We start from the raw sequence: 14,714 nt of genomic DNA, 5'->3' as shown, positions 1-14,714 counted from the left end.
CCAGCCCTGTTCGACCAGGGCGTCGACCAGGTCGGGCAGGGCGCGGGGATCGAGAACGGGGCGGTCGCGTAGCGGGATCAGAGGCGTGGCTCCTGATGGGTACGTAAGCGGCTCACGGGGAGCGGGCCAGGGCCTCCCGGGCGCGCAGCTGGCGTTCGGAAAAATAGCACAGCCGGCCGTCCGGGGGCTCGCGGTGCAGGCTCACCGGGCGTCCGAAGCCTTCGGCGAGCAGCTCCACCAGCATCATCGAGGAGAGCCCCCAGATCACCTGGCCGGCGGTATGGTAGCTGGGCACGTAGTAGGGGCGGCCGTCGACCGGGATGACATCGGTGTGGTGACGGCGGTCCTCCAGAAACAGCGTCAGCGGCACCTCGAAGATGGTGTCGAGCTCGCCCAGGTCGGGCGCGAGCGGCAGGTCCGGGGGTATCAGGCCGACATAGGGGGTGACGCGAAGGCCGTGCAGCGAGACTACGTCCGAGAGCCGGCCGAGCAGCTCGACCCGGCTCGGGGGCAGGGCAATCTCCTCCTCGGACTCGCGCAGGGCGGTAAACAGCAGGTCGGGGTCGCCCTGCTCGCGCTTGCCGCCGGGAAAGGCCACCTGGCCGCCGTGGGTCGCAAGGTGGCTGGCGCGGCGGGTGAACAGCAGCGTCGGCTCGGGGCGGTCGACGATGGGCATCAGTACCGCGGCCTGGGGCAGGTCGATGACCATCCGCTGCGGGGCGTGCGCTTGCAGGCGTTCGCGAAGTTTCTCTAACATGGGGTTTCCATCGGGTTTGATTCCTTCTACCCGGCCGCCGTCATCGGCGTCAAGCCCGAAGCCGGGCGGTGTCGGCACCGCTCGTCAGCCTGCCAGGGAGCCCCATGAACTTCTGCAGCCACTGTGGCCATACCGTGCGTTTCGCCATTCCGGAAGGGGATGACCGGCCTCGCTATCTGTGCGAGGCCTGCGGGACCATCCACTATCAGAACCCACGCATCGTCGCCGGCACCCTGCCGGTCTGCGGCTCGCGGGTGCTGCTGTGCCGGCGCGCCATCGCCCCGCGCAAGGGGTTCTGGACCCTGCCGGCGGGCTTCATGGAGAACGCCGAGACCACCGTGGAGGCGGCCGCCCGCGAGACCCGCGAGGAGGCCTGCGCCGAGGTCGATATCCATGGGCTCTACACCCTGATCAACCTGCCGCACATCAACCAAGTCTACATGATCTTCCGCGCCGATCTGGTGGGGAGCTTCGCCGCCGGCCCGGAGAGTCTCGAAGTGGCGCTGTTCGAGGAGCACGAGATTCCCTGGGATGAGCTCGCCTTTCCCACCATCGAGCGCACCCTGCGCCATTTCTATAGCGACCGCGGCGAGGCACGCTTCCCGCTGCATATCAGCGATATCACCGCCGAGGACCGCGAGCGCTACTTCGGCAGCGCCTAAGCGCTCACCTCCCTCGGTCTGCCGGGCTCACAGGTCCTCCAGCTTCCAGACATCATAGGCCGGCTCCTCGTAGGGGTGGGCGGCCTTGAGCGCTGCCAGGGCCTCTCGGATCAGGCGATCCTCGCAGACCAACTCCACCTTGAGCTCCTCCACCCGCTCCAGGTCGCCGACCCGGCCGATATGAGGGTTGGCCCCGGCCAGGGGGCGGAATTGCCCGGTACCCGGGGTCTGGAAACAGCACGCCTCGTAGTCGCCGATGCGTCCGGCGCCGCTGGCGAACACCGCCTCCTTGACGGCCTCGGCGTCCTCCACGGGGACATAGAAGGCTAGTTTGTACATCGCGGTTCTCCTCTTGTTCGCTGCTGTATGACGCCCTGGGCCCTGTGGGAGCCGGGCGGCTCACGCTCAAGGTGCCAGAAGATCCGGTTCACCGCAGGCCGAGGCGATGAAGGCCCGGGTGTCGTCGCGCAGCCGGACCGCCTCCGCCCACCCCTCTGCCCTGGGGTACAGGGGGCTGCCCACACTGACGTTCACCCTGCCTGGGCGCGGCAGCCACTCGCTGCCGCGCAGCAGCGGTCGCGTGCCGCTCAGGGCGACCGGCAGCACCGGAGCGCCGGCCTGAGCCGCGGCGACGAAGGCACCCATATGGAAGGCCTTGAGGCCGGGTTGGCGGCTGAAGGTACCCTCCGGGAAGAAGGCCAGGGAATCGCCGGCCGCAAGGGCCGCGAACACCTGCTGGGTGTCGCGGGTCGCCTGGCGCGGGTCGAAGCGCTCCACGAACAGGGCTCCCATGCGGCGCAGCAGGAAGTGTACCGGTGCCTGACCCTTGAACTCCGCCTTGGCGAGGTAGCGAAAGCCGCGGGGCATCACGGCGATGAGCACCAGGGCGTCCAGGTAGCTGGCGTGATTGGCGACCAGCACGCAGGGGGATTCGCGGGGTAGGTGAGACAGGCCGCGGGCGTGGATGCGCAGGCCGGCAAGTCTCGCCACGGTACGTGCTATATACCGGGTCACCCGCCAGCGCCAGGCGAGCCGGGGCAGAGGGAGTGCGACCAGGCCGACCGCGACCAGGGCGACGGCGAAGAGGCTCCAGGCGTAGGCGCCGTAGAGCCAGCGGCCAACATGCTGCAGCCACCGCCGTGAGCGCATGACCCCGGCGCGAGCGGCCAGGGCCAGGGCCTGCCGCCATACCGGCGCGGCGGACTGCTCCAGGCGGCCGTTGCGGTAGCGCTCGGCGGTGGCCGCGCGGCGGATCTTGCCGCTGGAAGTCTTGAGCACGCTGTGCGGCGGTACCAGGCGAATGACGTCGGCGGGCAGGTCGAGGAGGGCCTGCGTGGTTTCGCCGATTGCCCGGGTGATCCGTTCACGCTGAGCGGCGTCGGTGACCCGGGTTTCGGCCACCACCACCAGCGCCTCGCTGCCGGTCTGCGGGTCCGGGTCGCCGAAGACCGCCACGCAGCCCTGGCGCACCCCGTCGAGGGCGCCGATCGCCTCCTCGAGGTCGTAGGGGTAGATATTGCGCCCGCCGCGCACCAGCATGTCCTTGATCCGGCCGCTGATATGGAGATCGCCATCGGCGAGGTAGCCGCGGTCGCCGGTGCGCAGCCAGTCGCCATGGAAGAGCGCGGCGGTGGCCTCGGAGCGGTGGAAATAGCCCGCCGTGGCCGAGGGGCCGCGAAACTCTATTTCACCGACATGGCGCTCCGGCAGCTCGCGTCCCTCGGGGTCGACGATGCGCAGCCGATAGCCAGGCAGGGGCGGGCCGCAGTTGACCACAACCTGGGCGGAGGCCCGGGACCGGGCCGGCCTGGCCACCTGAGTGGCGGCAAAGGTGTCGTGATCGATGTGGTCCAGCCGCAGCCCGCGGCCCGGCGGCGCAATGCACAGCCCCACCGCCGCCTCGGCCAGGCCGTAGACTGGCATCAGCGCCTCGCGGCGCAGCCCGCAGGGGGCCAGGCGCTCGGCGAACCGCTCCATGGTGCGGGGGCTAACCGGTTCGGCGCCGTTGAAGGCGACCCGCCAGCAGCTCAGGTCCAGTCCCTGGCCCCGCTCGGGTGTCAGGGCGCGCAGGCAGAGCTCGAAGCCGAAGTTGGGCCCCCCCGAGAGGGTGCCGCGGTGGCGGTCGATCAGCTCCAGCCAGCGCAGCGGGTGGCTCAGGAAGGCGAGCGGCGACATCACCACCAGGGGAATGCCGTAGTAGAGGCTGGAGAGCCAGGCGCCGATCAGGCCCATGTCGTGATACAGCGGCAGCCAGCTGACGAACACATCCTGGGGGGTGACCCGCCCGCGCTCGCCCATGGCGCGGATGTTGGCCATCAGCTGGGCATGGCTGAGCATGACCCCCTTGGGGTCGCCGGTGCTGCCGGACGTGTACTGCAACAGTGCCAGGCTCGCGGCGTTGGGTGTCTGACGGAGCATGCCGAGACCGGGGTCGGCCATCACCGTCGCCGAGAGCTCAGCGACGGTGACGATGGCCGACAGCTGCGGGGCCTCGGCGCGCAGCAGGCGGGCCACGCGCCGGGCCTGGGCAACGGTGATCAGACACTCCGCGCCGGCATTGCTCAGGATCCGACCGTGGCGGCGCAGGTGTTCCTCCAACTGGGCCGGGCGCGCGGGCGGGTAGATGGGTACCGGGACGCCGCCGGCGCGTAGGATGGCGATGAAGGCGACGAAGTAGTCCTGCCCGGTGGGCAGCATCAGGGCGACGCGGTCGCCGTGGCGCACCCCGCGCTGGGCCAGTGCGGCGGCCACCCGCTGTGCCTGCTCGTCCAGGTCGGCATAGCTCAGGGTCTCGGGGGTGTCGCTATCGCCGTAGATCAGCAGGTGGGGGCGCGTCGGCTGGTACGCCAGGTGCCAGTCGAGCGCCGCGTTCAAGGTGCCGGCGCCGGTGGGTTCGCCCGTCACCGGCGGTGTGTTTGTCAGCAATTGCCGGCTGTCCGCGGCGGGGCGCATTTCCCCCGGGGCATCGAGCAGTAGCGGCACCAGGTCCGCCGGGGTGTCGGCGGCCAACGCGGATTCGGGCAGGGTCACGGCGAAGTCACGCTCGAGGCGCAGCACCAGTTCCGCCCGGGCCAGGCTGTCGAAGCCCAGGTCCCGGTCCAGCCGCGACTGCGCCGTGGCGGGGTGGCTCGACGGTCGCTGCGGCTGGGTTTCACGTACCAGGTCATCGATGATCTCGAGCAGCCGCTGCTGCACCGCTTCGGCCCGTGCCTGGTGTTCGGTTCCTGACTGCTTCGCCACTGGCTATCCTTCGAAGAGTTGCTCGCCGAGGTTGCCCCCTCACTGTAGGCGCTCCCCCTCACTGTAGGCGCTCATTGCCGGGGTGTACTGTGAAGGTTGCCAACCCCTGGTTCGACCTGCTTCAGTCAACAGACAGCGTTGTCCGGACGGTGTTGCGGTCGCTGGCTTGCTGGGCGATCAAATGAAGGAGGTGGGATCATGGACGCCGAACTGCTGGCGTTGCTGGAGCGCGAGGGGATCAGGCCGCGCGGTGAGCCGCGTCCGCTGGGCGGTGGTGACATCGCCGCGGTCTTTCGGCTGGCGACCGATCGGGGCGGGGTGGTAGTGAAATCCGATGAGCCGTCGAGGCTGGCCGGTGAGGCGGATGGCCTGATGGCCCTGCGCGAGGCGGCGACCTCACTGGTGGTGCCCGAGGTGATGGCACAGGCGGGGCGCTGGCTGGTGATGGAGGCGCTGGAGAGCACGGCGCGCTCGACGGCCGATGAAGCACGACTCGGCGTGGGGCTTCGCCAGCTGCATGCCCGAGGGGCCGACCCCCATGGCTGGCCGCGGGACAACGCCTGCGGGCGCACGCCCCAGCCCAATGCACCGCTGGCCGACGGCCGCGACTTCCAGCGCCGGCGCCGATTGCTGCCGCTGGCGGCGGCCTGTCATGCGAAGGGGCTGCTGGATGATCGCCTGCGCGCTCGCCTCGAGGCGATTGCCGAGGGGCTCGAGGCGTGGCTGGTGGATGCCCCGGCCAGCCTGGTCCACGGCGATCTCTGGTCCGGCAACGTCCTGTTCACGCCACGTGGCCCCGCGCTCATCGACCCGGCGGTCTATCGCCACTATCCCGAGGTGGACCTGGCCATGCTGACGCTGTTCGGTTCACCCGGCGAGGCCTTCTTCGAGGCCTACTGGAACGGCGCGCCGCCCGCCGACTGGCCGCGTCGCGAGGCGCTGTTTCAGCTCTATCCGCTGCTCAACCACCTGCTGCTGTTCGGCGGGGCCTATCGCGGCGCCGTGGAGCGGACGGTGGCGCGCGTCGAGGCGGGATGAGCGCCGGGCGGGAACGCCGCCCCTCTGATGGCGGTCTCAGGGGTTTACTACTGTGCGCCGGCTGGCCGGCTGGCCGGCTGGCAAGGGGGGGGTATGAAGGCCTCGATGGGATGTCTGGTGCTCACCCTGGTGCTGCCGCTCGTGCCGTTGGCCCAGGCTGGCGCCGACGTAGGCGAGACGGCCGCAACAGGGGCGGGTGTCGACCGCGTGGTGATCACCCCCTTCGGTGATCACTTCGGCTATGTGCTGTTATCGCGTCCCGGCGACCCGCCCGTTACGCTGGTGATCCCCGTCCTACCGAGTCTCGCCCCATATCCAGCATGGCACTATCTAACATGGCCCTACGCCGCCGGGGGATACTGGGTACCGCTGGCGCCCATGCCGCCGCTGGCCCCCATGTCGCCCCTGGCCCCCATGTCGCCCCTGGCGCCGCCAGCCCCCGCGCCGCCGCGCTGGGCAGTGCCCTACCTTCCGGTCCCGGACGCCACGGGTCATGGCCAGCGCCACGGCGAGTGGCGCCATCCGGGCGTGCGCTACGAACGACATGCGGGAGGCACGGTGCTGCGCAGCCGCCCGCATCCCGGTGGCCGCGTGGTGACGCGCCCGGGAGAGACCATCACTCGCAGCCGCGCCCAGCCCGGTGAGCGGGTCGAGCGCCATGAGGGGGGCGTGATCATTCGCAGTCGTCCGCGCGGCGACTGAGGGGCCGGTGTCTGCCCCCGGTGATTCGCCGCGACAGGCTAACCGCGTAGCCACCGCCAGCCGCGTCGCCATAGCGGCAGGGCGGGGCGGTCGCGCGCCTCGGGTTGGCCCAGGGAGCGCTCCAGGAAGTCGGCGATGGGCGTCACCTGGCTGGGTCGGTCGAGCAGCGGGGCGTGACCGCAGCCGGGCACCTCCAAACTGACCAGGCCGGGCTGGGCCTCGGCCATGCGGGCCACGCTGTCGGCGTGCAGCAGCGGTGAACGCTCGCCGCGCACCACCATCAGCGGACAGCGGATCGCCCGCCAGTCGGCCCAGGTGTTGCGCGGGGTGTCATGGACGAATTGCTCGCCGATGCGCGGATCGAAGTGATAGGTCCAGCTGCCGTCGGGCAGCCGGCGGGCGCTGCCCAGCGCCAGCCGCCGCCAGGCCGCGTCGCTGTCGATCCCAAAGCCTACGTAGTGGCGCCTGAGCTCCGCCTCAAGCTCGGTAAAGCGGCTGAAGCGGTGCGGCATGCCGAAGTAGGTGGCCAACTGGGCCAGTCCCTCCGGGTTGAGTTCGGGCCCCACGTCGTTGAGTACCAGCCGCTCGATGCGTCCGGCGCTCTCGGCCTCGGCGGCCAGCAGCATGCCCAGCAGACCGCCCATGGAGGTGCCGATCCAGGCCGCCTTCTCCAGGCGAAAATGATCCAGCACAGCCAGGGCCACCGTCATGTAGCGGCGATACAGGTAGTCGCGAGAGGGCGACAGCGACCAGCTGGAGAGCCCGCGCCCGGGGGTGTCAGGCGCCAGCACCCGCCACTCGGGGCCAAGCTCCCGGGCCAGGTCGGCGAAGTCGCCACCGTGGCGGGCCAGGCCGTGCCAGGCCACCACCGTCCTGGGGGCGTCGGGATGCCAGATCCGCACCGCCACTTCCAGCTCCTCGATGCGTAGCAGTTCGAGTCTATCCATCTGAAGTATCCGTCCGTTCGGCTTGCTGCTTTGCAGCGTAGCCTGAATCGAAGACTTTTCCGAGCCTGGGATAGGCTGAATGCGTGTTCGCTCGGAGCGGCAGCGGGGGAGCCAAGCTCGCATACATACATGGATGTAGCTATAATCGCCGTGCGAAAAAATACCCCGTGTCACCCTCGAGCGTAGGCCCATCGTCGAGAGGTGGCGCGCCTGACGACACGATCTGCCGCGGAGACCCTGCATGCGCTTGTCACCCCCCGGGGGGACTTATCCCCTGAAACGGATCCTGGCGGTTGGCCTGCTGGCCCTGCTCATCGCTGGCTGCGAACCCAACGACGACGGCGGTGGTGCGCCCATGGGCGGCGGCGAGCGCCCGCCGCCTCCGGTGGTGGTGGTCGGCGTCGAGCCGCGCAGCGTGGAGGTGGTCGAGGAGTATGCGGCACGGGCGCGCGGTTCCCGCGAGGTGGAGGTGCGCGCCCGGGTCGAGGGCATCCTCGAGGAGCGTCTCTACACCGAAGGTCAGGTGGTCAGCCAGGGGGATGCCCTGTTTCGCATCGATCGCGAGCCCTATGCGATTGAGCTCAAGCGCGCCGAGGCGGAGCGGGCCAATGCCCAGGCCGAGCTGAACCAGGCCAACCGCGAATGGCGGCGGATCGCCACCCTGTTCGATCAGAACGCCGTCAGCGAGCGCGAGCGGGATAGCGCGCTCTCCGCCCGGGAGCTGGCGGAGGCGCGCCTGGCGCTGACCGAGGCCGGGGTGGCCAACGCCGAGCTCAACATGAGCTACACCGAGGTGCGCGCGCCTCTGGCCGGCCTGACCGGCCTGGAGAGCTTCCCCGAGGGCAGCCTGATCGAGCGCGGCACCCTGCTGACCAGCGTGACCCAGCAGGACCCGATTCACGTGCGCTTCTCGCTGCCGGAGCGCGACGCCGCCCTGCAGCGGACGGCGCGCCGGGCCATGGCCAATGCCGACGAAGAGGATCCCCGCGAGGCCTGGCTGACCCTGCCCGACGGCAGCGAGTATGGCGAGACCGGCCTGGTCGATTTCACCGCCAGCACCATCGACCCGCGCACCGGCAGCGTCTCGGCTCGGGCCGTCTTCCCCAATCCCGATGGCCTGGTGGTACCCGGCCAGTTCGTGCGCGTTCGCGTGCTGGTGCAGGAGCTCGACGATGTCTTCCTGGTGCCCCAGGAGGCGGTGGGCCAGGGACCCGAAGGGCCGCGACTCTTCGTGGTCGAGGAGGAGACCGCCCACGCCCGCAAGGTGGCGCTGGGCCCCATCGTCGACAACCGCCAGGTGGTGCTCTCGGGGCTCGAGGATGGCGACCGGATTATCGTCAGCGGGCTGGTCAACCTGCAGGACGGCATGTCCGTGCAGGCCAGCGAGGCGGCGTCCGCCGAGGAAGCCGCCAGTGACGAGACGGCCGCCGAGGCGTCGCCGGACGACGAGACCGCCGCTGACGAGGAGGCGTGATGCTCAGGTTCTTCATCGACCGGCCGATCTTCGCCTCGGTCATCTCCGTGATCATCGTGCTCGCCGGCCTCGCCGCGCTGCGCGCCCTGCCGGTGGAGCAGTACCTGGACGTGGTGCCGCCCCAGGTGGTGGTGCAGGCCGCCTATCCCGGCGCCAGCGCCGAGGTGATCGCCGAGGCGGTGGCGGCTCCCCTGGAGCAGGAGATCAACGGCGTCGACGACATGCTCTACATGGAGTCGACCTCCACCGATGCCGGCAGCCTGCAGATCACCGTCTCCTTCGAAATGGGCACCGACCCCGACCAGGCCGCCATCAACGTCAATAACCGCGTCCAGGCCGCCACCGCGCGCCTTCCCCAGCCGGTGCGCGACCAGGGGGTGCGCGTCGAGTCGCGCTCCAGCAACATCCTGATGGTGCCGGTGCTGTTCTCGCCGGACGGCAGCCGCGACGTGCTGTTCATGTCCAACTATGGGTTGCTCAACGTGCTCGATGAGCTGGTGCGTATCCCCGGGGTGGGCGACGCCTCGCTGTTCGGCGCCCAGGACTACTCCATGCGGATCTGGCTCAGCCCCGACAAGCTGGCCCAGTACGATCTGACGCCCAGCGACGTGGCGGCGGCGATCCGCGAGCAGAACGCCCAGTTCGCCGCCGGCAGCCTCGGCGCCGAGCCTTCGCCGGAAGGGCAAGCCTTCACCTTCACGGTGACCACCCGCGGCCAGCTCTCCGAGGCGGAGCAGTTCGAACAGATCATCCTGCGCGCCGATCAGGACGGCAGCACCCTGCGCCTGGGCGACGTGGCGCGAGCCGAGCTGGGCGCCCAGAGCTACGCCTTCTCGGCCACCTATAACGGCCAGGCCGCCGTGCCCATGGGGGTCTATCTGCAGCCCGGTGCCAATGCCCTGGAGACCGCCGCGGCGGTCCACGAGGCCCTGGAGGAGATGTCGGCGCGGTTCCCGGAGGGGCTCACCTACACGGTGCCCTACGACACCACCGAGTTCGTCGAGATCTCCATCCGCGAGGTGTTCATCACCCTGCTGATCGCCGTGGCGCTGGTGGTGGCGGTGACCTTCGTCTTCCTGCAGCACTGGCGCGCCACCCTGATCCCGGTGGCGGCGATCCCGGTGTCGCTGATCGGCACCTTCGCCGGCATGCTGGCCTTCGGCTTCTCGGTCAACCTGCTGACGCTGTTCGGCCTGGTGCTGGCCATCGGCATCGTGGTGGACAACGCCATCATCGTGCTGGAGAACGTCGACCGGCTGATCAACGAGAAGGGCATGAGGGCCCGCGAGGCCTCCATCGAGACCATGAAGCAGGTCGCCGGCGCGGTGGTGGCCTCGACCCTGGTGCTGGTGGCGGTGTTCGCCCCGGTGACCTTCCTCGGCGGGCTGACCGGCGAGCTCTACCGCCAGTTCGCGGTGACCATCGCCGTCTCGGTGGTGGTCTCCGGGGTGGTGGCCCTGACCCTGACCCCGGCGATGTGCGCGCTGCTGCTCGACAAGCAGTCGCACCGTGTGGCCAAACCCTTCCAGTGGTTCAACGCCGGCTTCGACCGTCTCACCGCCGCCTTCAGCTGGCTGGTCGGCAAGCTGCTGCGCCACGCGCTGATCGGCATCGTGCTGTTCGTCGGGGTGATTGCCGCGACCCTGTTCGCCATGTCGCGCCTGCCCCCGGGGCTGGTGCCCCAGGAGGACCAGGGGGTGGCGCTGGTGATGTATCAGCTGCCCCAGGTGTCGGCGCTGCCGCGCACCGAAGCGGTGCGCGACCAGGTCTCGGCCATGCTGCTGGAGCTGGACGAGGTGGACGAGTTCACCTCCTTCGCCGGTTTCGACATCGTGGCCGGAGCGCTGCGCACCAACGTCGGGGTGGGCTTCGCCAACCTGGCCGACTGGAGCGAGCGCGAAGGCCCCGGCCAGGACGCCCAGTCGCTCACCGGGCGGATCATGGGCATGGGCGGCGGCATTCCCGAGGCTTTCGTGATCGCCTTCACCCCGCCGCCGATCATGGGCCTGTCGCTGACCGGCGGCGTGGAGGGCTACTTGCAGGTGCGCGGCGATGCCACCACCCAGGAAATCGCCGAGCTTGCCGGACGGCTGGCGGCCGCCGCCAACGAGCGCCCCGAGCTGACCAACGCCCGTACCACCCTGGATACCTCCATGCCGAGCTACCGGGCCGAGGTGGACCGCGAGAAGGCGCGCGCCATGGGCGTGCCGATCAACGAGGTCTTCGCCAGCATGCAGAGCACCTTCGGTTCGATGTACGTGAACGACTTCACCCTGGCGGGGCGTAACTGGCAGGTGAACTTGCAGTCGGAGGGCGAGTTCCGCAGCAAGCCGGAGGATCTCAACAAGGTCTTCGTGCGCTCCGGCAGCGGCGAGATGATCCCGCTCTCCTCGCTGGTGACCCTGACCCGAGAGTCCGGGGCGGACATCCTCAACCGCTACAACGTCTATTCGGCCGCCAAGTTCCTCGCCGATGCCTCGCCGGGCTTCACCACCGGCCAGGCCAAGGCCGCCATGGAAGCGGTGGCCGCCGAGGTGCTGGAGGACGGCAACGTGATGCTGGGTTGGACCGGCGAGGCCTACCAGCTCGACGCCGCGGCCGGTGCCGGTGGCCTGGCCTTCGGCCTGGGCATGCTGATGGTGTTCTTGATCCTGGCGGCCCAGTACGAGCGCTGGTCGCTGCCGCTGGCGGTGGCCACGGCGGTGCCCTTCGGGGTGCTGGGGGCGGCGCTTGCCGCCCTGCTGCGCGGCTTCCCCAACGACATCTACTTCCAGGTGGGGCTGCTGGTGCTGATCGGCCTGGCGGCCAAGAACGCCATCCTGATCGTGGAGTTCGCCGCCCAGAACCGCCGCGAGGGGAAAAGCTCCAGCGAGGCGGCCCTGGCCGCGGCCCAGCAGCGCTTCCGCGCCATCCTGATGACCGCCCTGACCTTCATCATCGGCACCCTGCCGCTGGTGTTTGCCACCGGCGCCGGGGCCAACAGCCGCCAGGAGATCGGCACCGTGGTGGTGGGCGGCATGATCCTGGCGAGCTCGCTGGCGCTGATCTTCGTGCCGCTGGCCTACAAGCTGCTGGAGGATCTGACCACTTGGCGCCGCGAGCGCCAGGCGGCCAGGCAGCGCAGGGAGGTGCCCCATGCGTAAGGCCGCGCCGCTGCTGCTCGCCGCGGAGCTGGCGCTCTCCGAGGCGATGCGCGACCGCCTGACCGCCACCGCCACGCTGTTCAAGGCGCTGGGCGGCGGCTGGCAAGTCACGGGCTGAGGCGCCCCAGGGAAACCGGGCCGGAGGCCGGCCTGAACCGATACGAAGGGAGGTAACGTCATGGCGACCCGAATCACCGCCACCCGGCGGGACGACGCTGTCCTGGTACTGCAGATCAGCTGCCCGGAGCGGCGCAACATCCTCGATGAGGCGAGCTATGCGCAGCTGATCGAGGGGCTCGACAGGGCCGAGGCGGACGAGGGTGTCAGGGTGCTGGTCATCACCGGCACCGAGAACTGCTTCACGGCGGGCAACGATCTGGCCAACTACCGGGCCCTGGCCGAGGCCGACAGCGTGGCGGCGATCACCTTCCTGCGCCGCCTGCACGCCTTCCGCAAACCGGCCATCGCCGCCGCCGAGGGGATCGCCCTGGGCCTGGGCACCTCGATACTGCTGCACTGCGACTTCGCCTACGCGGGCAACTCGACCAAGTTCTCCCTGCCGTTCACCCACTTCGCCTTAAGCCCCCTGGGGGCCACCACCTATCTGCTGCCGCGGCTGGCCGGCAGCAAGGCGGCCAGCCAGATGCTGATGCTGGGGCAAGCCTTCAGCGCTACGGAGGCGAGGGAAATGGGCATGGTGACCGACACCGCGCCGGACGGCCGAGCCCTGGAGCAGGCCTTCGACTGCGCCGCCCGCCTGCTGGCCAAGCCGTTCGAGGCGCTGCTGGCCACCAAGGCACTGATGCGGGAAGGGCAGACCGCGGCGATCGACGACGCCCTGGACCGGGAAGAGCAGGCGCTGCTGGCGCGCTGTCGCTCGCCCGAGGCCCAGCGCGCCATCGACGACTTCTTTGCTCGCAAGCGCCACCGCTAGATCTGTCGGGCCGGGCGTCAGTCCCGGCGGCTGAAGAGCCGCAGCTGGGTCTCCACCAGCTCGCTGCCGCGCTCGACGATGGAGAACTGGTCCTGCTTGCGTAGCCAGTCGTGGAAGAGGCCGCCCAGCATGGCCTGGAAGAGTCGGGCGGCCAGCTCGGGGCCGAGATCGTCCCGCAGCTGCCCGCGCTCGGCGGCGGCCGTGAAGTACTCGATCAAGGCGCCGCAGGACTCCTCGGCCATCTCCTCCTGCAGGGCCAGGGGGTCGATGTCGCCGAACACCTCGCAGTGATGGACCAGGATGGCGTAGACCCGCTGGTAGCGGGGCCGTTCGAGGCGCTGGAAGCCCTGCAGGCAGGCCAGGCGCACCGCTTCCAGGGGGCTTTCGCCGAGATCCGGGGCGTCGATCTCCTCGACCAGTTCCTGGAAGGGCATGCGCACCCGGTTGAGCATGGCCCGGAACAGGTCGGCCTTGTTCTTGAAGTGCCAGTAGACGGCCCCGCGGGTCATGCCGGCGTGGCGGGCGATCTGCTCCAGGGAGGTGCGGGCCACGCCCTTGTCGAGGAACACGGCCTCGGCGGCGTCGAGCAGTGCCTCGCGGGTGGCGGCGGCTTCGGCTTTGGTCTTGCGGGCCATCGGGTCCAGGGTATCCAGAGGGTGATGGGGCCTATTCTACCCGAGTCAAACGGCGCTTACATTCATTTGTGTATGGAAAGGGGCAACCCTCGTGATTTGCCCGCTGCCCGGGTATAACCTAGGGGAACACCGTCTTGCGACAGGAAGCCCCTATGGCCCGCGCGCCCTTCGAACTCGCCGGCATCCGCGTGATGCCGGGCAGCCGTACCCAGATCGACGTGCCGGTGGCGCGGCTCTACACCCACGCGCCGCTGCACATTCCCGTGGAAGTGGCCCATGGCCGCCAGGCCGGGCCGACGCTGCTGGTGTGTGGCGGTATCCATGGTGACGAGATCAACGGCGTGGAGATCGTGCGCCGCCTGCTGCGCTCCAAGCAGATCCAGGGCCTGCGCGGCACCCTGATCGCGGTGCCCATCGTCAACGTCTTCGGCTTCGTGCAGCATACCCGCTACCTGCCCGACAGGCGCGATCTCAACCGCTGCTTTCCCGGCAGCGAGGCGGGCTCGCTGGGTGGACGGGTGGCGGCACTGTTCCGCGAACAGATCGTCGATCACGCCAGCCACATCATCGACCTGCATACCGGCGCCATCCACCGCACCAACCTGCCGCAGATTCGCGCCCAGCTGAGCCCCGGCGGCGAGACCGAGCGCATGGCCAACGCCTTCGGTGCCCCGGTGATCCTCAACGCCGAGCTGCGCGAGGGCAGCCTACGCCACTATGCCCAGACTCGCGGTATCCCGGTGCTCACCTACGAGGCCGGCGAGGCGCTGCGCTTCGACGAGTGGGCGATCACCCCGGGCGTGCGCGGCGTGCTGCGGGTGATGCGCCGGCTGGGTATGCTCACCGGTGAGCATCGCCGCCGCCAGCCGCCGGCGGCGGAAGTGGCCAATGGCTCGAGCTGGGCGCGGGCGCCCATCGACGGCATCCTGCGCCCCAAGGTGCGGCTCGGCGCGCGCGTGGCGAAGGGCGAGGTGCTGGGCAAGGTGGCCGACCCCTTCGGTAACGCCGAAGAGGCCGTCACGTCCATGGCCGACGGTATCGTCATCGGCATGAGCCGGCTGCCGCTGGCCAACGAAGGGGAGGCGCTGTTCCATGTCGCCCGCTTCGATGCGATCGAAGAAGCCGAGAACGCCGTGGAGGGCTTTCATTCCAGCCTGGCGCCGCCCGACCCGCTCTACTGAG

13 protein-coding genes are annotated in these 14,714 nt (G+C 69.8%); 8 read left to right on the top strand and 5 right to left on the bottom strand.

What is annotated here, in order from left to right:
- Positions 1-112 precede the first annotated feature (112 nt).
- Positions 113-757 carry a CoA pyrophosphatase gene (locus HOP52_RS06650; RefSeq protein WP_238976581.1) on the bottom strand — a complete coding sequence of 215 codons (645 nt, stop codon included), beginning with the start codon at positions 755-757 and terminating at the stop codon, positions 113-115.
- A 104-nt stretch (positions 758-861) separates the two neighbouring features.
- Between HOP52_RS06650 and HOP52_RS06645 the strand changes: the two genes are divergently transcribed.
- Positions 862-1,419: an NUDIX hydrolase gene (locus HOP52_RS06645; protein WP_238976580.1), complete on the top strand. Its 558-nt coding sequence runs from the start codon at positions 862-864 to the stop codon at positions 1,417-1,419.
- A gap of 27 nt (positions 1,420-1,446) precedes the next feature.
- On the opposite strand, the gene HOP52_RS06640 is transcribed toward HOP52_RS06645, so the two are convergent.
- Both HOP52_RS06640 and HOP52_RS06635 read right to left on the bottom strand, forming a co-directional pair.
- Positions 1,447-1,758 carry a YqfO family protein gene (locus HOP52_RS06640; RefSeq protein ID WP_238976579.1) on the bottom strand — a complete coding sequence of 104 codons (312 nt, stop codon included), beginning with the start codon at positions 1,756-1,758 and terminating at the stop codon, positions 1,447-1,449.
- A 66-nt stretch (positions 1,759-1,824) separates the two neighbouring features.
- Positions 1,825-4,659: an AMP-binding protein gene (locus tag HOP52_RS06635; RefSeq protein WP_238976578.1), complete on the bottom strand. Its 2,835-nt coding sequence runs from the start codon at positions 4,657-4,659 to the stop codon at positions 1,825-1,827.
- A 198-nt stretch (positions 4,660-4,857) separates the two neighbouring features.
- Here HOP52_RS06635 and HOP52_RS06630 point away from each other — a divergent pair, with 198 nt between their 5' ends.
- Both HOP52_RS06630 and HOP52_RS06625 read left to right on the top strand, forming a co-directional pair.
- Entirely contained in the window at positions 4,858-5,697 is an 840-nt protein-coding gene (locus tag HOP52_RS06630) for a fructosamine kinase family protein (RefSeq protein ID WP_238976577.1), read from the top strand.
- Positions 5,698-5,790: 93 nt separating this feature from the next.
- Entirely contained in the window at positions 5,791-6,399 is a 609-nt protein-coding gene (locus HOP52_RS06625) for a hypothetical protein (RefSeq protein ID WP_238976576.1), read from the top strand.
- 38 nt (positions 6,400-6,437) lie between these two features.
- Here HOP52_RS06625 and HOP52_RS06620 read toward each other — a convergent pair whose 3' ends face one another.
- Positions 6,438-7,346 carry an alpha/beta fold hydrolase gene (locus tag HOP52_RS06620; protein WP_238976575.1) on the bottom strand — a complete coding sequence of 303 codons (909 nt, stop codon included), beginning with the start codon at positions 7,344-7,346 and terminating at the stop codon, positions 6,438-6,440.
- 241 nt (positions 7,347-7,587) lie between these two features.
- On the opposite strand from HOP52_RS06620, the gene HOP52_RS06615 reads away from it, so the two are divergent.
- From HOP52_RS06615 to HOP52_RS06605, 4 genes are read left to right on the top strand one after another with little or no spacing between them, the layout of a single operon-like run.
- Positions 7,588-8,820: an efflux RND transporter periplasmic adaptor subunit gene (locus tag HOP52_RS06615; protein WP_238976574.1), complete on the top strand. Its 1,233-nt coding sequence runs from the start codon at positions 7,588-7,590 to the stop codon at positions 8,818-8,820.
- The gene (locus HOP52_RS06610; RefSeq protein WP_238976573.1) at positions 8,820-11,963 is read left to right on the top strand and encodes an efflux RND transporter permease subunit; all 3,144 of its coding nucleotides are present in this window, start codon (positions 8,820-8,822) and stop codon (positions 11,961-11,963) included. Before HOP52_RS06615 ends, HOP52_RS06610 begins: the two co-directional genes overlap by 1 nt.
- On the top strand, positions 11,956-12,081 hold the full coding sequence (locus HOP52_RS19570) for a hypothetical protein (protein ID WP_275298085.1): 126 nt from the start codon (positions 11,956-11,958) through the stop codon (positions 12,079-12,081). Before HOP52_RS06610 ends, HOP52_RS19570 begins: the two co-directional genes overlap by 8 nt.
- Before the next feature lie 60 nt (positions 12,082-12,141).
- Entirely contained in the window at positions 12,142-12,897 is a 756-nt protein-coding gene (locus HOP52_RS06605) for an enoyl-CoA hydratase-related protein (protein WP_238976572.1), read from the top strand.
- 17 nt (positions 12,898-12,914) lie between these two features.
- Here the strand turns inward: HOP52_RS06605 and HOP52_RS06600 are convergent, their stop codons facing one another.
- The gene (locus tag HOP52_RS06600; RefSeq protein WP_238976571.1) at positions 12,915-13,532 is read right to left on the bottom strand and encodes a TetR family transcriptional regulator; all 618 of its coding nucleotides are present in this window, start codon (positions 13,530-13,532) and stop codon (positions 12,915-12,917) included.
- A gap of 152 nt (positions 13,533-13,684) precedes the next feature.
- On the opposite strand from HOP52_RS06600, the gene HOP52_RS06595 reads away from it, so the two are divergent.
- Positions 13,685-14,713 carry a succinylglutamate desuccinylase/aspartoacylase family protein gene (locus tag HOP52_RS06595; RefSeq protein ID WP_238976570.1) on the top strand — a complete coding sequence of 343 codons (1,029 nt, stop codon included), beginning with the start codon at positions 13,685-13,687 and terminating at the stop codon, positions 14,711-14,713.
- The last annotated feature ends 1 nt before the right edge of the window (position 14,714 follow it).

This window comes from Billgrantia campisalis (assembly GCF_022341425.1).
In the GTDB taxonomy this organism is placed as follows: domain Bacteria; phylum Pseudomonadota; class Gammaproteobacteria; order Pseudomonadales; family Halomonadaceae; genus Halomonas; species Halomonas campisalis.
Note: the sequence above shows the minus strand (reverse complement) of the source record. Positions and strands in the feature narration are given on the sequence as shown.